Source organism: Balneola sp. EhC07 (assembly GCF_001650905.1).
In the GTDB taxonomy this organism is placed as follows: Bacteria; Bacteroidota; Rhodothermia; order Balneolales; family Balneolaceae; genus Balneola.
This window is the reverse complement of record NZ_LXYG01000017.1, coordinates 19,523-36,307: the sequence shown is the minus strand read 5'-3', so window position 1 is coordinate 36,307 and position 16,785 is coordinate 19,523. Positions and strand designations below refer to the sequence as shown.

Genomic DNA, 16,785 nt, shown 5'->3' with positions numbered 1-16,785 from the left:
ACCGAAAAAAGAGAGTTAAGTATTATAAAAAAGTGTCAGCTTTAATTAGTTAGACACTTTTTTTGTGTCTTTTATTTCTATTTCATCAAAACCGTCATACTCATTCTCCGGAATAGAAATAGTTTCTGATGAAGAAGCAGTACTAACTTTTTGGCGACGCTCAAGAATTTGTTGAAGGCGATCCACCAGATCTACCAGACGTTCTTTTTTAAGTCGTTTTCTTTTATTCATAAAGCGGGCATACAGAAAAGATACAAGTCCGAAAATACCGAACATGATTATTCCAACTCCTTCGTCGTTACCCATCGCGCCAAAAACGGCACCGGCAAACATCATGATCGAAGCAAATAATCCTGCCACTACAGGCAGATAAAGTTTGTTGAAGGTTTTCATACTCTGCTTTACAGAGATCTTTAAAGCGCCTCTGGATTCTTCGAACAGAACCTGAGTAGAATTTTGAGAAGACAGGAATCTTGAAAGTCCTTTGGGGCGTGCTTTCCAAAGCGTTTTATTCTTGCGATGCTTTAGTTCGCCAACCGTATTGAAATGATATTCAATTTGTCCCTTGAGTTCTTTAAGCGTTTCAGGGTTCAAACTTGAAGAAGAAAAACCTATCACTTCTGCATTAGAAAAGCCGGCATCTAAAATCATGGGTTCATCAACCGGAATTCCCTGATGCTCCAGTAAAGCCTCGCAAACAAAAGCACGGTTCAATTTAAGAGAGTCAGTAATTTCGAAAAGAGCCGGGTACTCTTCCTCCAGATCAGCTAAAGGAACTTGAGAAGATGAGCCATAGAATTTTTGGAACATCGTAGCCCGGTTTACGATCCGTCTTATCTCATCATCCTTTAGATCAGCCATAATCTATTTGTTTGTTAGCTAGTTCATTTTTGCTTTCGCGGAAGTTATTAATTCAGCGATCTCTTCTTTCGAGATTTCCTCTCTATTGTTGCAATACTGGCAGACAATTTCCTGAGACTCTCCCTTCATTTCTTTAAGGTCATCATAATTCAGCATTGACAGTGCATTCAGAAAACGATCTTTACTGCAGCGGCAAAAGAAATCAACAAGCTGGCGAGATAGTTCTTTTACCTTGATCGGCGACATTACTTTCTGCATCACGTCGTCGATGTACTGTCCGTCTTCGAAGAATTTATGAACCGCGGGAAAGGAACTAAGTCGTTCCTGAAGCATATCAATTTGCCCATCCGGTGCATCGGGTAGTTTCTGGATCAACAGACCTCCCGCTTCGGTTACCTCTCCGTTTTCATCCATCCCGACGTCCAAAATAAGTGCGGAATCAACCTGTTCAGATTGAGTTAGGTAGTGAGCGATGTCAGAAGTCACGTCACCGTTTATCGATTGAATGGTACTCGTTCTTGGCTCCGCTTCATTATATAGTGTTTTGGAAAATGTAAGTACTCCAAGTCCAAGTCCCTGCCCGAATGTTGTGGATGAATCAGTATAATCCAGTTCTGCAGAAGGGTTAGCAACGTAACCGCGTACTTCACCGAGACTATTTGCTTCGGCCACCAGAGAACCGATCGGACCATTGCCTTCCATTCGGAGTCTTATACGCTCCTCTCCTTTAAGTTCGGAAGCCATTAACATGGTGGCTGTAAGTGCTCTTCCCAGAATAACAGTATTCAAAAGCGAAAGGTCATGTCTTTCCCTTGCTTCTTTTACAAGCTCAGTTGTTTTTACTACAGAGATTTTAAAATGGACGTCTTTAGATATCCCCTTAATAAGGCGATCTTTAAACTCGAATTCCTTCTTGTTCATGAATGTAACTTCTTAATGAATAGGATCTATTGAATCCATAAAGATAAGGATATTTGAGCGAGAATAAACGAATGACCACAGAGAGAGTTTCTATCAGAGGGATAGAGAATCGTTTCTTAATAGCCGAGTCGAGTTTGAAAACTCCCCACTCAAAACTAATCACTATTAACTAAACACTAGTAACTCATCACTACTAACTCACTTCCGGTCAGTCATATACATTTCGCCCATTCTTCCGGAAAAATGACCTTTCGAAGAGTAGATCTTATGAGTTTTACCCACTTGAGCAATTCTTCTTTCGGCAAGTTTGTTAGAAGCAACATGAGTTGGAATTTCATTCTCTTCAGAGAAATTCAGAATATCTAAAATAGTGTCGTAGATTTTCCCGGCTTTTTGCAAGCAACGTTCTTCGTTATAGCCTTCCAACTCTCCTGCAACATTGATCAGGCCACCTGCATTGATCACATAATCAGGAGCATAAACGATACCTTTATTCATTAACTCCAGACCGTGTTGATCTTCAATATCGAGTACATTATTCGCGCCACCTGCAATAATATCACATTTGAACTGCCCCATGGTGTCATCGTTGATCACTCCGCCCAAAGCACAGGGAGTAAAAATATCTACATTAAGGCCGTAGATCTCGTCCGGACTAACCAAAGTACCATTTACTTCTTCGGCAAGAGCTTTTGCTTTTTCTTCATAAATATCCGAGATAAAAAGCTTAGCACCTTCTTTAGCTGCGTGGCGAGCAAAAGTGGAAGCCACATTTCCGGCGCCCTGAAGTGCGATTTTCTTTCCTTCTAATGAGTCGCTTCCATACGCTTTTTTAGCACATGCTTTAACACCCATATAAACTCCATAAGCAGTAACAGGAGATGGATTACCACTTCCGCCCATAGACTTAGGAATCCCGGTCACAAACTTGGTTTCGGAATAAACCCATTCCATATTCTCTTCTTCCATTCCAACATCTTCTGCCGTTATGTAACGGCCGCCAAGCCCATCCACAAAACGACCAAAAGCACGAAATAACATTTCTGTTTTGTCTTTATGCGGATCTCCGATGATGACAGCTTTACCGCCACCCAGATTTAAACCTGAAATAGCTGCTTTATAAGTCATGCCACGAGATAATCTAAGAACATCTTTAAGAGCGGCTGCTTCGTTTTCATAATTCCACATTCGGGTACCACCAAGAGCCGGACCAAGAGTTGTATCATGAATCGCAATAATGGCACGTAATCCGGATTCAGGATCTGAACACATTACAATTTGTTCATGCCCTTTTGTTTGAAGAGCGTTGAATATTGGAAAATTCGGATCAAGTTCTTTTTTATTCATGGTGTTTTGGATGGTTGCTTCAGTCATTCTAAAATTCTCTTACTAAGTTCTAAATTCGATTTTATGGAAACGCTTCCAAAGGCTTTGTAAATCGGCGCACTTTTTTACATTTACTTCTGATCTGCCAAATTCAATTAAGCCTCCAAATATAAGAAAACATCAACTATATATGGGGGTTTTAAAGGCATAATTTTATAAATGATGGTGCTGAAAGGGAAGTCAAGGAGTTTAATTGCATATTACAAGGGTTTAAAAAATTATTTAATCTTGTAACAGATTAAGTTTTTTAGCTACGATATTGTATTTTATAAGAAATAAGCATAGATGCTTTGGCGCTTAGGTTTGACCACCTCGCAGCCTTTTATGAATAAAAAAATAAATAAGGTAAACCATGTCATTCCGCTGGGTATTCGCGCAGCAGGACGAGGACACCCGTACGTCTGCGTTAAAGCAGAAGCTCGGAGTCCCGGCCAAAATAGCCGAATTATTGGCTATCCGCGGTATAGAAACATATGATGATGCAAAGCTCTTTTTCAGACCTACAATAGACAGAATTCATGATCCATTCCTGATGAAGGACATGGATCAGGCGGCCGACCGGCTAGCACTGGCTATTCGCGATGGCGAAAGGGTACTCGTTTATGGTGATTACGACGTAGACGGAACCACAGCTACGTCATGTCTATACATTTTTTTAAAAAAGTTTGGTGTGGATGTGGACTATTATATTCCGCACCGGTTTAAAGAAGGCTATGGTATCAATCCTGACGGAATAAAATACGCCGAAGATACGGGCTCTCATCTTATCGTATCTGTGGATTGCGGTATCACTGCTATAAAAGAGGCGCTGGTTGCCAAAGAAAAAGGAATCGATCTTATCATATGTGATCATCATAATGTTGGTGATGAGATTCCGGATGCATTAGCTGTTTTAGACCCGAAAAGACCGGATTGTACTTATCCTTTTGATGGGCTTTCAGGTGCAGGAGTCGGTTTCAAACTTATTCAGGGTACTATCTCAAGGCTTGGGTTGCCCAAAAACGTGGCATATCAGTTTTTAGATCTTGTGGCGATTTCAATCGCATCAGATATAGTTCCTATTGTGGATGAAAACCGGATCCTTATGAAGGAAGGACTCACCATGATCCGCAAGAAACCAAGAGTGGGAATTAAGGCGTTGCTGGACCTTATCAAGATGCCAAGAGAAGACATTAATACTACGAAGATTGTTTTTTCTATAGGTCCAAGGATCAATGCTGCGGGACGTATGGGCGACGCTACAACAGCTGTTAAATTGATGATTGCTGAAAGTGAAGCTAAAGGAAAGGCATTTGCCCATGAGTTGGAATCTGTAAATATGCGTCGGCGCGACAAAGACAGCAAAACAATGGAAGAAGCTTTGGCAATGATAGATGATGTAATGGATCTTGACGAAACTTCTATTATGGTTCTGTACAAAGAGGATTGGCATTTGGGTGTAATCGGGATTGTGGCTTCACGATTGGTGGATCTGTATCATCGGCCTGCAATTATGTTAAGCAGTGTTGAAGGAGTAATAAAAGGTTCAGGCAGAAGCATAAAAGGCTTTAATATTTACAACGCCATGAAAAAATGTGAAGACTTGTTAGAGCAATTCGGGGGACATGAATTTGCAGCTGGTCTTACCATAAAAGATGGAAAACTTTCAGAGTTTAAAAGACGGATGAATGAGATCGCTTATTTAGATCTTTCAGAAAGCTCTTTTGAACCAGAGCTTCAAATTGATACAGAGTTACCCCTGGAAGATATTGACATGAAATTCTGGAAGTTGCTGAATCAATTCGAACCATTCGGACCACATAATTTAAGACCAATTTTTGCCAGCCGTAAAGTAGAGGCGGTTGGTGTGCCAACTATTGTAGGAAACGGACATTTAAAGATGAAAGTTAAACAAGGTAATTCAGGAGTTTTTGATGCGATCGGGTTTAATATGCATGAGTATTTACCATTTGTCCGCAAAGAAACCTTTGATATGGCCTATGTAGTTGAAGAAAATCATTGGAATGGACGCAGAACTCTTCAGATAAGAATTAAAGATATTCATCAGAATTAACGATGAGATAAATTTCAAAACTCATTTAGGGTCATCCCGAACTTGTTTCGGGATCTTTGTGAAGGCTGTTAGTTTAATCAGATTTCTCGGCTCTGTTTTCTAACCCACCCCCGTCCCCTCCCTAAGATTAAGGAGGGGAGCTCTTTAGGAGCGACAAGAGTCAGATGAGCTAGAAATGATTTTCAAAAGTAAAGTCATCTTGATCCCGAAGTTTCGGGACGAAAGATCTGCACGATTAAAGAATTAGCTCTAGATTTAATTCATGCACACACCAACAGAACCTGAAACCATCCGCCGGGCGTGAACGTCCTACTAGCTCAAATTTTGGTGTGTGATTTTAAACCAGCGGGTCCTTCAGGGCCGGCGCGTTGTGTTTATTTTATGTCAACCAATAAATCCGGGAATCAACATTCTGTGACGTTGATCACGATAAAATTCCGCGTTTGCAATCCTTTGTAGGGGCGATTCATGAATCGCCCCTACAAAGGATTTTATATTAATAATTTGGATTATGGCATGAATATGATTCAACATTACTATGCCATCACAAATTGATTCATTTACATTTTAATCCGGTTCCGATGCTCTGCGTCGGAACCAGACCTTCCCGGCCACGAAACAGATTCTTGGGCTCTGAGTAGTTCGCCTCTCTTGTCACAGAAAGAGCGGAAGTATTTCAAGACCAACAAAAACAGAACTACTTTCAATTTGGTATTGCTGTTAGATAATAATCCTGATATCTTTGTCGCCCTTCAAGCTATCAGCTTAAAGGAAAATCTACCGGGACTGTAGCTCAGTTGGTAGAGCAACGGACTGAAAATCCGTGTGTCGGCGGTTCAATTCCGCCCGGTCCCACAGATTCTTAAGCCTTGAGCCGCAATAATTTAAAGCGGTTCAAGGCTTTTTTATTTTATCTAATTATATACCCAAAAATTCGATTTGGGACACGCCGGGGACACAGAAATATTCTATTACTATTCAAAAAAAGTTTTTAGATTCAAGAGATTTCTGAGAGTATCAGTAGTTTGAATAAGATCAAATATGCTTTCATGGAGACTATTGGATGAAGACAATTGAAAATTTATCACAGAAAGAAAAGCAGAAGATCTATTCTGAGATCATTGATTGTATGTCTGAAAGAGATTTTCCAGCTTTTAATAGGCGGCTTAATACCTTTGAAACATTAGATCAAAAACTAATCTGGCTTAAAAGATTTAAACTATTCTGTTTAAAGAATGAAGACTTAATCAATGATGAAGATATCAAAGTATTAAAAAGAAATCTTATTGAGGATTTTGGTGAGGGAGAGTGTGAAGTGATTGAGCAACCTGATTTTGACATTAAAAGGGCAAAAACATTCTCTAAAGCATTAAGTGTTTATGGTAAGTTTCTTGGGATAGAAAATTACATCAAATTTTTAGAAGCGAACGAAGAGATAGATTTTGTCCGGACAAATGAAAAATTAGAGTCTCAAAAATATCCCATAAAAAATGATGAAAATTCAACAGTCAATTATGAGGTTCCAAGTATTATTCACTCGATACCGCAAAGGTTTAGAAAGGAATACTTTGAACTCTTCTTGAATAGAAAGATGCTTCTCATTGATGCCATTATTGAGATTTTCCCTTTTAAAAGGTCGTTATATAATTTGATTGATTATGAGACTGGCTATAAAGAAAAACCAGGTAGACCTACAAAGTATCCGGTAAGAAGAGAAATAACCCGGAAATTCTATAAAGAGAAAAAAGAACATCTCCATAGTAGTATAAACGGATACCCAAGTAGAAATAAGATAATAGAAGAATTAAAAACCCAGATGGATGGATGTATCGACCATATACCATCAGACACAATAGCTGATTGGATAGAAGAAAAATAGGGGAAACACTTTAAAGCCTATCACTAATAAAATTAATTGTTAAAAAGAGATTTCGAAAACATCTGAAAGTATTTTCCCTGAGTCATAGTTGCAAGAAGTTGCATTAAACCGCAACGAAACCTATTTGTACTATGAAAATTCTTAGACCAACCCAATTAGCTAACCAACTTGGAGTATCAAAAAGCACCCTTTGGAGGCTTGAGAAATCAGGAGAGCTACCCAAACGAATTACCATATCAGAGAGAATCGTCGGATGGAAAGAGTCTGATATAGAAGAATGGCTTGAAGAAAAACAAAACTCTGGTGAGTAGGTTAAGTTATGTCATCAGGATATTTGTTGATTCCGGTAGAGCTTTGTAAGTATGCTATTACAAATCATATTGAGGATCCGTTATTTACCTTTCTCCTTCTTAAAAAGCTGAAGCCAGGCATTTTAAAGAACAACACAGACCTAAAGAATCAACTTTCAGGAATTCGAGACAATAGTACTAAAACGATTTCTAGGGACTTAAAGCGTCTAATAGATCTCAATTTTATTTCATTAGATCATAAAACGAAATTAATGTTTATAAAATCCTGGTCAGATATTTTGGATACAATCGGTGCCAAACACGAGACGGGAGTACTGATTAATCCACTAAAGATTGAGGATGCACAAGCTTTCTGTGCTGGAGCAGTCATAGGCAGGCTTGTGAATGAAAGCAGACAAAATTACAAACGACTCAGTGGCCTTACTCAAAAAAGACATGCAGGAGTATTAACCGGCCGAAATGAGTTTGTTTATAGAGAATTGTCTAACCGAGCTTTTGCTGAGATTTGTGAAATAGCAGTTTCAACTGCACACAAGTTAAAGAGTAAAGCATTTAGGCATCAGTATATCATTCTAAAGAAGAATAAAAGGCCTATAATAATTGGGAATTATCATATTGATTTGGATATAGAGTCAAAAAAGGAATTTATTGTCAATTATCCGGAATACAGTCAAATTGTAATACAGGATGGAAAAGCATATTCGGTAGAATCAGATCTGATTAAATCGAGAATGATATTTAAAAAATCATGTAATTTCATTTAGGACAAATCTCGAACAATACCCTCTTGCAGAGGGGTATGATAATTGTTGTAATTGAATTACTTGTGTGATATAGTTAGACTAGAATCAAAGAATATATGATTTAACAAATAATTAGCTAAATTTTCAATTGAAACAGCTAAGTACGATATAAATTATTTAGTCACTCTAATCTAGAGTAGAAAAAAGAACTTGTAAATAAGAATAAGGAGAACCTCCTCCTCTAAAGAGTTATTAATATATGTTATCAAAAGAATTAAAATCAAAGATTGACAACTTGTGGGATAAATTTTGGTCACGCGGTATGGCAAATCCTTTACAAGCAATAGAGCACATTTCTTACCTATTGTTTATGAGAAGGTTAGAACAAATGGATGCTGAAGAATCAAAACGATCATCTTATAAGTCAATTTTTGAAGGTACATGGGATACGGGAAAAAAAGATAGTGAGGGGGATTCTATTACCGTTGAAAAGAGGATGTTGCGATGGACAGTGTTTAAAGACTTTGAAACCGAGGAAAGGCTAACCCATGTTTCTCAATATGTATTCCCTTTTCTCAAAGATTTAAAGGAGGAAAATTCTCCGTACGCAAGACATATGCAATCTGCGAACTTTTTTATGCCCAGTGCATTGTTATTAGAAGATGCCATGCGAGCAATCGATGAAATATTTGATTACATCGAGAATGACAAAAAAGCTGGACAAGCTTTTCAGGATACACAGGGAGATGTGTATGAATATTTACTCAGCGAACTAAAGAATGCAGGAAAGAATGGTCAATTCAGAACACCAAGACATTTAATACGTTTTTTGGTAGAGATATTAGATCCGGATATTGGCGATAAAATATGTGATCCAGCTGCAGGAACGGGAGGGTTTTTGGTTGCCGCGTATCAGTATATTTTAGCTAAAAAATCTTCGGAGAAGAAAAAAATAAAAGATGATGATGGGTTTTATAATGGATTAGGGAATAAAATCAAAGATGAAAAGCACTGGAATCAACTAAAGAAAGAAACTTTTTATGGATATGATATCGATTCGGGGATGGTACGTATTGGACTTATGAACCTAATGCTTCATGGTATTTCATACCCACATATTGAAAATCAGGACACACTTTCAAAGAAGTACGATGACGATCATAAGGAAGGTGAGTTCTCTATGGTATTAGCGAATCCTCCTTTTACCGGGAAGATTTCGAAGAATGATAAAAGTGATGAATTTCGTATTTCTTCGAATTCTACGGAATTACTTTTTCTTGAACGAATTATTAAAATGCTCCAACCTGGAGGAAAAGGGGGAGTAATAATTCCTGAAGGGGTACTTTTTGGTTCATCGAAAGCAAATAGACAGCTTCGTGAAATTATGGCCAAAGACTGTCAATTGGAAGCAGTTATTTCTCTTCCAAGTGGCGTATTTAAACCATATACAGGTGTTAAAACGGCTATATTGGTCTTTACAAAAGCTCAGCAGGATTCAAATGAGTTTCATACAGAGAAGGTGTGGTTTTATGAGCTAAAAAGTGACGGTTATTCGCTTGATGATAACAGGCGAAGATTGAAAGATAGCCCATTACCTCAAGCTGTAACTGATTGGGAAGAAAGAGAAGAAAAAAGTTCGGAGAACGAAAGAAAGGGGCAACACTTTTTTGTACGATTAGAAGAAATTCAAAAGAATGATTACGACTTAAGTTTTAATCGATACAAAGAATTTGTATATGAGGAGCAAGATTATGATTCACCTAAAGAGATTTTAGAGTCGTTGATGGCTCTAGAAAATCAAATTCTAAAAGAAATGGAAGAATTAAGGAATTTGGTAGGATGAAATACCTTCTCTCAGAAATTTGTGAAATGAAAAGTGGTGGAACTCCAAGAAGAAGTGAGCCATCATTCTATGGAGGTACTATCCCTTGGGTGAAAATTGGCGATTTTGATCGAACAAAAGGGTCAATTATTCATAAAACAGAAGAATATTTGACTGAGAAGGGACTAAATTCAATAAATAATCGACTTTTTAAAAAAGGCACATTGTTGTTAGCAATGTATGGTTCTGTTGGGAAAACAGCTTTTGCGGGAACTGAATTATCTTCGAACCAAGCTATACTTGGTATAACAGCCAAAAAAGAAGACTTATTAAACTTAGAGTATCTTAGGTATTGGTTTGAGTTCAATAAAGAAAAGTTAGTTAATCAAGGAAGAGGAGTTACGCTCAATAATATTTCAGCAACTATTGTCAAAAAACAAGAGGTAGAGCTTCCAGATCTTCAAACACAACAACAAATTGTAGAAGCTTTAGATCGAGCTCAATCTCTAATTGATAAACGGAAGGAAAGTATTGAGTTGTTGAATAAGCTACTTCGAGACACTTTTTTGAATATGTTTGGGGATCCTGTATTTGAAAGTAAGGGGTGGGTAAAAGTTCCGTTGAGTTCAGTGCTTGATGAAATTGAATCTGGTTGGAGTCCTAGATGCGAAAAATATTCTCGAAATAATGAAAATGAATGGGCTGTACTTAAGCAAGGAGCTGTCTCAAAACGAAAGTTTATTGCTGAAGAAAACAAAAAATTACCAGAGGGAAAAAGTATCCAAAAAGATGTTACAGCTACTAAAGGTGATGTACTTTTTTCTAGAAAAAATACCCCAGAATTAGTTGGTACAACAGCATATGTTTTCAATGATCATAAAAAGTTAATATTGCCAGATACGATTTTTAAATTAGTTTTCAACCCATCCAAAGTCACGGGCCTCTATCTATATTATTTGTTTAATGATTCAAATTTTAGAAAAGAAGTGCAAAATCTTCGAGGAGGTGCAGCCGGTTCAATGCCAAATATCTCTAAGTCAAGACTCCGTGAACTTGAAATCCCATTACCAGAATTGAATGCTCAAAAAGAGTTTGATACTCTAGTATATAAAGTTGAGAAAACAAGATTAAAACTTAACTCTTCTTTAGCTAATGCTGAAAACCTTTTTAATTCTCTTCTTCAAAGAGCCTTTCATGGAGATCTATCTTTTCAATCCGAACTACAGCTAGACGCACTTATTGAGAATAATGATGTGGAAGCTATTAATGATGATGTATCACTCATTCAAAAATTGGTTGATCGATTTAATCAGCACAATCAGAAAGAAGAGTTTATGAATGATGAAGGAGACTCTTTCTCGTTCGGCACCTTTGAAGAATATGAAGAAGCGAAAGAAATTTTATTCAAGTTAATGAAAGCTGAAAAGGTAGAACAGAAATACGATGAGGAAAACAAACAAACGATCCTACAAATGAAATGAAACTTCTTCGACTCAAAATAAACTCAGACTTCAGAAGCTTAAAAACTGGTTTTGAATTAAACTTTCGGCCAACATTTTTAAAAGAGGAGTTTTTAAACGAAATCAGAACGTTAAAAAAGTTTGAACCATTCTGTTTTGCTGGGTTGAATGGGAGTGGAAAGTCTAATGTGTTAGAGGCCTTAGCAAATATTTTTTACCATCTGGAACTATGCGCAAATAGATTTAAACCCGATGCATTTGAATTTTTCTCTCCCGGTACGAATATAAATGGACCGCATGCTTTTGAATTAGAATATATCATCTTCAAAGAAGATTTGAAGGATGTATTAGATGGGTTAAATATTATTCGGATTGTTAAGAAAGAAGGTAAAGAACCTAAGATGTATCTTAAAAGGGACTTATTTTCTCCCGATGCTATAGATCAAGAAATTCAAATTGTAGCAACTAGTTTTGATAAAGCGGCTCCAGGTAAAATTTATTTGCCAGATGTTATTGTAGGGTACTCATCTGGAGAGAATGAAACCCTAAGTATTCCCTTTATAAAATCGAGGTTAATTCATTATGACGAATATGCACAATCAACTGTAAGAAACGAACGCTTTGAAAAGCCAGAAAGTAGTTTGGTGTATATTGATAATGAAATGAGTCAAGCGGTACTTCTTTCAAGTCTTATTTTCGAAAGTGATCAGACACTAAAAAGTCTTAAAGAAGAGCTTAATATCGTTCGACTTCGAAGCTTTCGAATAACTCTTCAAAACCACATACTTAAGGTTTTAGAGAAAAACCAAGTCAAGAAATATCCAGTAATCCATCAATTAAATAATAAAATTGAAGCTCTAAAGAAGATTTCAACAGCTCACTTCTTTCATAAATTTGAGAAAGATGAAGAGATGGAAGAATCAAGAGAGTATTACAAACTCACGCTGGACTTCTTTCTTGATAATCAAATGAAAGCTGCTTTCAGAAATGTATTTAAATCCTCATTAGATATGTTTCAGTTTTTCCAGTTGCTTTACGAGCTGAATAATAATTTTATCGAGGTAGCAAATATTAGGGGAGGAATAAAGGAAGAGGTATATAAATCGGCAGGCTATTATACTGACGGTAAATTACCTATTCCGGGGCCAGCTGATAAAGTATTCTTTTTTGAAGATTTCTACATTGAGAAAAGGAAAATTAACTCTGAGGAGACTTTTGAGCTGCTTTTAAAACAATTCTCAGATGGAGAGCACCAATTTCTCCATACGATGGGTATTTGTTTGATCCTGAAAGATAAGCGGTCTTTAATTTTATTAGATGAACCCGAAACACATTTTAATCCAGATTGGAGAAGTAGGTTTATAGATATGCTTGAGAATAGTCTAGAAGAAAGTGGTGCAGATCATTTGATGAAGGATATTCTTCTTACTTCTCATTCACCTTTTATTATATCTGACTGTTTACCTAATAATGTGATCTTCTTTGACAAAAAGGATGATTCAAAGTTCAGTGTAGCGAAATCCGCAAGCGAGTTGGGTTTAAAAACGTTTGGCTCGAGTATCAATTATATATTGAAAAATTTCTTTAATACTGACCTTATTCCTAAAAAATCAAAAGATGAGCTTATTGACCTTATAGAAAATGGAAGCTTGGAAGAACTAAGGGAAGCTGTTGAGTACTTTGGAGAATCTAGTGAGAAGCAATTTTTGTTTAGAAGAATTTATGAATTAACTGAAGAAATGGATAATGATAGTACAGCTTCAGAAAACTAAAACCCGGATTTCAGTAATAAATCAGATACCGAAGATCTTTTTTAGAAATATTGAAAATTCGGCTCAATTTGGTGATCATTTATTCCCAACATGGGCTAATACAGTTTTTGCACCTACTGATTTAAAAAATAAGTTTGAGACCGTTTATGACAAGTATAAGACCTATAAGTCTGTCACCACTAGGAAGCTAATCCGAGAAACCTTCCTATATAATAATCAGATTGAAAAATTGTGTGACAATGACCCTGCTTCAAAGATTGTTTCCATAGATGATTTGCCTAAAAGAATTCAAGAGCCAATAAAAACCCTATTTTTGTACCTTTATAAAAGTGCAATTAATTATGACCGTTTTAATGATCTAGTAGAAGAAAACGTATTTGATTTAATAAACCGCTTTAAAAAAGAAAATGGTATTGAGGTCTGTCCATTTTGCGGTATTGAAACTATCAACAATTTAAGAGGGCAAGCACGACTTCCTTTGGATCATTGGTTGTGTAAAAAGGACTTTCCAATGGCTGCCGTAAATTTTAATAACCTTGTCCCTATTTGTCCATCATGTAATAATAGTCCAGCAAAGGGGGAGAAGAATATTTTAATAGATAGTTCACAATTAAGAGTTAAGGCATTTTATCCTTTTCAAATTCATTCAGGAGTAGATATATCCTTTTCTTATGTAAATGAGCCAAACCTAAAGGTTCGGATAAAAGAAGAGGATTGGAATTTTAATGTTATTCCAAAAGATCCGACTCAAAAGGATCTTGTAATCAACTGGCTTTCAGTTCTAAATCTGAAAGTGAGGTACAAAGACTATCTAGAACAATTAATACTAAATGATTTATGGGAAGATTATTATAGAAGTTATATAGACAATGATAGGCTCCGAACTCATGCACAATCAATTACTGAATTAAGAGTAAATTTGGAAGATTGGAGGGACACAATGTTTAAATTAAAGAAAAGCCCAGGAGCCGTAGTTTATGTAGCTTTCATTAATTACTTGATCAATGATGCTTCGGATGCATATTTAACTTCATTATATCAAAACTTTTTAAGACAAAGCAATAATTAAGATCTTATTGTTTGCAATGTGAAAGCCAGATTGTGAAAAGTTTATTTCTAATTTGATCTAACTCCTTTTTTTTAGACTTACCAAGTCTAATTGATATTTTATCGATATGTTTTATTAGTTTATATGCAGTAGTAAATTCACCAGTATCTTTTAGTGCGTTGTATTGAGTTTGATCATCATCAGTAAACCAGAGAGTTGTAGACATTGACTTGGCTGTATCAACCTTTTTTAACATTAAATCGGTGATATGAAAACCATCAATTATTGCAGTGTCATTAATGCTATAGATTAAATTATCAACAGTTCTTCTCCCAAGCCCCGGCGCTTCGTAGGTGCTAGTATATACTAAAGACCGAATACGCTTCATAAAAATGGTATTCGTAAGGGAGACTAAGGAGTGAGCTCTTATATAAATAGAATCAATTATACTGAAAACCTTTAGTAATGAAAGCTTCTCTAAATCTAAAGGTTGACTAAATTGCTTTGTTAATTTCCTATTAATATGCTGTTTAATGATTTTTTTGGTTTGTTTTAAACCTGAGAAAAGTCCGATAGAGATTAATAAAAAAGATCCAATAATGAGATCAAGTGGGAGTAACAAATTTAAAATTGTTGAAGCACCTATTACAATTAGAAAATAGATTAGTACCAGAAGCCGCAATATAATTGAGAGAGTTTTTTTAAGAGTCCATTTTGGAAATTTAATAGAGTTATTTGAAGGTGCATATAACGGATATTCTTTATCCCTGTCAGTATCCGAAATAATAATCATGTCATACCAGTTTCCCCGATCAATTGAAAGTTTTATGGCTTCAAGTCCTTGGTTGTCATAAATACCCCCGTCCATAAGGTATAGTGATTCAACCTGCCATAGATTTTTATAGTCTCTATCTAAGGGTTTTGAAATCACAAAATCGTTCAAAAGGTCAATGGGTTCAAAACCTGCTGGGAAACAAGAGGATGCAGCTAATATATCGCCAAGTCTAAGTTTTTGAGCATCTGAATAATAAATTCTGAGGTGTTTATTACCGATTATTGCACCCTTGCTTTGACTCTTAGTAAAACGAAAACTATTACCACTATAAAATTCAGTAGCATTGATAGCTAATTCTTTTACATGGCAGTTTTTAAAATTGCTATTCCAAAAAACATTGAACTTTTTTGATCCTTTGCTAAATAAATATCGATGGTATAGCTCGCTAAACGCACTGATTAACGTATGCTTTTGGAGCATTCGTTTAGAAGTAGGAGTTCCTAATAATCCAATTGCATCATTCACTAAATTACGTTCAGTTAAAAACTCTTCTAATTCCTTTGAAAAGCTTTCGAAATCCAAACCTTCTGCTAAGGTACTTGCATATTTTAATGTAGTAATGCTTCCTCCAGATACAGACGATATCATTGAGACTTTATCCAATAAACCAACTTTATGAAGACAAGATAGAACACCAAAATGATAGGTGGCGGCTCTATACCCACCGCCCGAAAGGGATAATGCGATATTTTTGAAGAAAGACAAACTAGATATTATTTAAGTTTCCTTTATTTCCGTTCAATTCAAAAGATAGTGTATGTTTACCGGAAGTAAATTGAATGCCATTACCTTTCATTTTTAGGTCCTGTGGCCAATCATAAGTCCAGCCTGGAGAATAGGCGATAAAGTGCTCATCCCTCTTTTTTAGATAACCACAGAGTGGCCCTTTGAAATACCCAATCCATTCAATGTCATCATAATGTACTACTTCAGTTGGAGAGCTCCCATAAGTTGGACGGCCATCGTAAAAGCAAAGCTCTACATCGCCTTCTGTAATTGAACCATTTAATCTATGCCAATTTCGTACGGCATGTTTAGGGTTGGAGAAGTCGACGCGCATTTCTTTTAACATGTCATTCATTGAAGCATACTGCTCCAAATTTTTCAGTAGTTTTTGATCGACATCCCGTGGACTCAGTTCAATAGACGGGGTATATACTCGAGTCATATCCGACCAATCGTGATGTTCAATGATTTTAAATAATTTTTTAGTAGAAGAGCTAAAAGCGTATAGGGTCTTTGTTCCAGCGCCTGAGCCAAACGAGTTTTCTATAAACAGTATAAAATATTCTCCAGATTTTTGCAGGTCAATGACTTCAAAGTCTTCAGTAAAGCTTATTAGTTCGTGCTCCCAATCTCTTATAAATGTACTTCCAACTTTTTTAAGAAGGATTAATTTGAAAAAATACTCGCCTTTCTTCTCTTTAGCTTTTACAGCAATGTAGATATTACCAGTAGAAAAATTTCTGAATGAACTTACTTGAACTATGTTTCCGGAAATCACTGCATAGGCATATTCCAAAGCTTCATCTTTGGTGTAAGGTTCAGAGCGATTCAATAATTTATTCGAATAGAATCTAATACGATTCACAGCACCTTTTAGAAAAGAGCCAATATAATCCGAAAATATGCTAAGTATAGAATCAATCATTTAAAAATGAACATTACGAATTAATTCAAATAAAACAATTACA

Annotated in this window: 13 protein-coding genes and 1 tRNA gene; 9 read left to right on the top strand and 5 right to left on the bottom strand. The window is 36.2% G+C overall.

The features are described 5' to 3' along the window. Positions 1 to 45: 45 nt before the first annotated feature. The 3 genes from A8B79_RS09240 to A8B79_RS09230 all read right to left on the bottom strand — a co-directional run bounded on the left by A8B79_RS09240 (position 46) and on the right by A8B79_RS09230 (position 3,129). Complete coding sequence (locus tag A8B79_RS09240) at positions 46 to 861, bottom strand: SoxR reducing system RseC family protein (protein WP_066221411.1); 816 nt, start codon at positions 859 to 861, stop codon at positions 46 to 48. Between the two features lie 18 nt (positions 862 to 879). After that, positions 880 to 1,782: an Hsp33 family molecular chaperone HslO gene (hslO, locus tag A8B79_RS09235; protein ID WP_066221408.1), complete on the bottom strand. Its 903-nt coding sequence runs from the start codon at positions 1,780 to 1,782 to the stop codon at positions 880 to 882. Positions 1,783 to 1,980: 198 nt separating this feature from the next. After that, a complete protein-coding gene (locus A8B79_RS09230; protein ID WP_066222836.1) occupies positions 1,981 to 3,129 on the bottom strand; it encodes a Glu/Leu/Phe/Val family dehydrogenase in 1,149 nt (382 codons plus the stop codon). 391 nt (positions 3,130 to 3,520) lie between these two features. Between A8B79_RS09230 and recJ the strand changes: the two genes are divergently transcribed. The 9 genes from recJ (at position 3,521) to A8B79_RS09185 (ending at position 14,277) form a co-directional block, all read left to right on the top strand. After that, positions 3,521 to 5,221: a single-stranded-DNA-specific exonuclease RecJ gene (gene recJ / locus A8B79_RS09225; protein WP_066221404.1), complete on the top strand. Its 1,701-nt coding sequence runs from the start codon at positions 3,521 to 3,523 to the stop codon at positions 5,219 to 5,221. Between the two features lie 782 nt (positions 5,222 to 6,003). Then, positions 6,004 to 6,076, top strand: a tRNA-Phe gene (locus A8B79_RS09220). A 208-nt stretch (positions 6,077 to 6,284) separates the two neighbouring features. After that, complete coding sequence (locus A8B79_RS09215; protein WP_066221401.1) at positions 6,285 to 7,100, top strand: hypothetical protein; 816 nt, start codon at positions 6,285 to 6,287, stop codon at positions 7,098 to 7,100. Between the two features lie 131 nt (positions 7,101 to 7,231). After that, positions 7,232 to 7,411, top strand: coding sequence for a helix-turn-helix transcriptional regulator (locus tag A8B79_RS09210; protein WP_066221398.1), 180 nt, complete (start codon positions 7,232 to 7,234; stop codon positions 7,409 to 7,411). An 8-nt stretch (positions 7,412 to 7,419) separates the two neighbouring features. Then, entirely contained in the window at positions 7,420 to 8,175 is a 756-nt protein-coding gene (locus A8B79_RS09205) for a hypothetical protein (protein ID WP_066221395.1), read from the top strand. 238 nt (positions 8,176 to 8,413) lie between these two features. Further along, positions 8,414 to 9,997 (top strand): class I SAM-dependent DNA methyltransferase, encoded by a 1,584-nt coding sequence (locus tag A8B79_RS09200; protein WP_066221392.1) that lies wholly within the window; start codon positions 8,414 to 8,416, stop codon positions 9,995 to 9,997. Beyond that, positions 9,994 to 11,457, top strand: coding sequence for a restriction endonuclease subunit S (locus A8B79_RS09195; protein WP_066221387.1), 1,464 nt, complete (start codon positions 9,994 to 9,996; stop codon positions 11,455 to 11,457). The genes A8B79_RS09200 and A8B79_RS09195 overlap by 4 nt, the downstream gene beginning before the upstream one ends. Beyond that, positions 11,454 to 13,208, top strand: a complete 1,755-nt coding sequence (locus tag A8B79_RS09190) for a restriction system-associated AAA family ATPase (RefSeq protein ID WP_066221384.1) — start codon at positions 11,454 to 11,456, stop codon at positions 13,206 to 13,208. Before A8B79_RS09195 ends, A8B79_RS09190 begins: the two co-directional genes overlap by 4 nt. Next, positions 13,183 to 14,277: a hypothetical protein gene (locus tag A8B79_RS09185; RefSeq protein ID WP_066221381.1), complete on the top strand. Its 1,095-nt coding sequence runs from the start codon at positions 13,183 to 13,185 to the stop codon at positions 14,275 to 14,277. Before A8B79_RS09190 ends, A8B79_RS09185 begins: the two co-directional genes overlap by 26 nt. Positions 14,278 to 14,281: 4 nt before the next feature. On the opposite strand, the gene A8B79_RS09180 is transcribed toward A8B79_RS09185, so the two are convergent. Together A8B79_RS09180 and A8B79_RS09175 are read right to left on the bottom strand one after the other, a co-directional pair. Further along, complete coding sequence (locus A8B79_RS09180) at positions 14,282 to 15,796, bottom strand: patatin-like phospholipase family protein (RefSeq protein ID WP_066221379.1); 1,515 nt, start codon at positions 15,794 to 15,796, stop codon at positions 14,282 to 14,284. A 1-nt stretch (position 15,797) separates the two neighbouring features. Beyond that, complete coding sequence (locus tag A8B79_RS09175) at positions 15,798 to 16,742, bottom strand: hypothetical protein (RefSeq protein WP_066221377.1); 945 nt, start codon at positions 16,740 to 16,742, stop codon at positions 15,798 to 15,800. Positions 16,743 to 16,785 lie beyond the last annotated feature (43 nt).

Excerpts from the sequence above, each read along its gene's own strand:
- A8B79_RS09240 (WP_066221411.1), bottom strand. The coding sequence starts at position 861 with ATGGCTGATCTAAAGGATGATGAGATAAGACGGATCGTAAACCGGGCT.
- hslO (WP_066221408.1), bottom strand. The coding sequence starts at position 1,782 with ATGAACAAGAAGGAATTCGAGTTTAAAGATCGCCTTATTAAGGGGATA.
- A8B79_RS09230 (WP_066222836.1), bottom strand. The coding sequence starts at position 3,129 with ATGAATAAAAAAGAACTTGATCCGAATTTTCCAATATTCAACGCTCTT.
- recJ (WP_066221404.1), top strand. The coding sequence starts at position 3,521 with ATGTCATTCCGCTGGGTATTCGCGCAGCAGGACGAGGACACCCGTACG.
- A8B79_RS09215 (WP_066221401.1), top strand. The coding sequence starts at position 6,285 with ATGAAGACAATTGAAAATTTATCACAGAAAGAAAAGCAGAAGATCTAT.
- A8B79_RS09210 (WP_066221398.1), top strand. The coding sequence starts at position 7,232 with ATGAAAATTCTTAGACCAACCCAATTAGCTAACCAACTTGGAGTATCA.
- A8B79_RS09205 (WP_066221395.1), top strand. The coding sequence starts at position 7,420 with ATGTCATCAGGATATTTGTTGATTCCGGTAGAGCTTTGTAAGTATGCT.
- A8B79_RS09200 (WP_066221392.1), top strand. The coding sequence starts at position 8,414 with ATGTTATCAAAAGAATTAAAATCAAAGATTGACAACTTGTGGGATAAA.
- A8B79_RS09195 (WP_066221387.1), top strand. The coding sequence starts at position 9,994 with ATGAAATACCTTCTCTCAGAAATTTGTGAAATGAAAAGTGGTGGAACT.
- A8B79_RS09190 (WP_066221384.1), top strand. The coding sequence starts at position 11,454 with ATGAAACTTCTTCGACTCAAAATAAACTCAGACTTCAGAAGCTTAAAA.
- A8B79_RS09185 (WP_066221381.1), top strand. The coding sequence starts at position 13,183 with ATGATAGTACAGCTTCAGAAAACTAAAACCCGGATTTCAGTAATAAAT.
- A8B79_RS09175 (WP_066221377.1), bottom strand. The coding sequence starts at position 16,742 with ATGATTGATTCTATACTTAGCATATTTTCGGATTATATTGGCTCTTTT.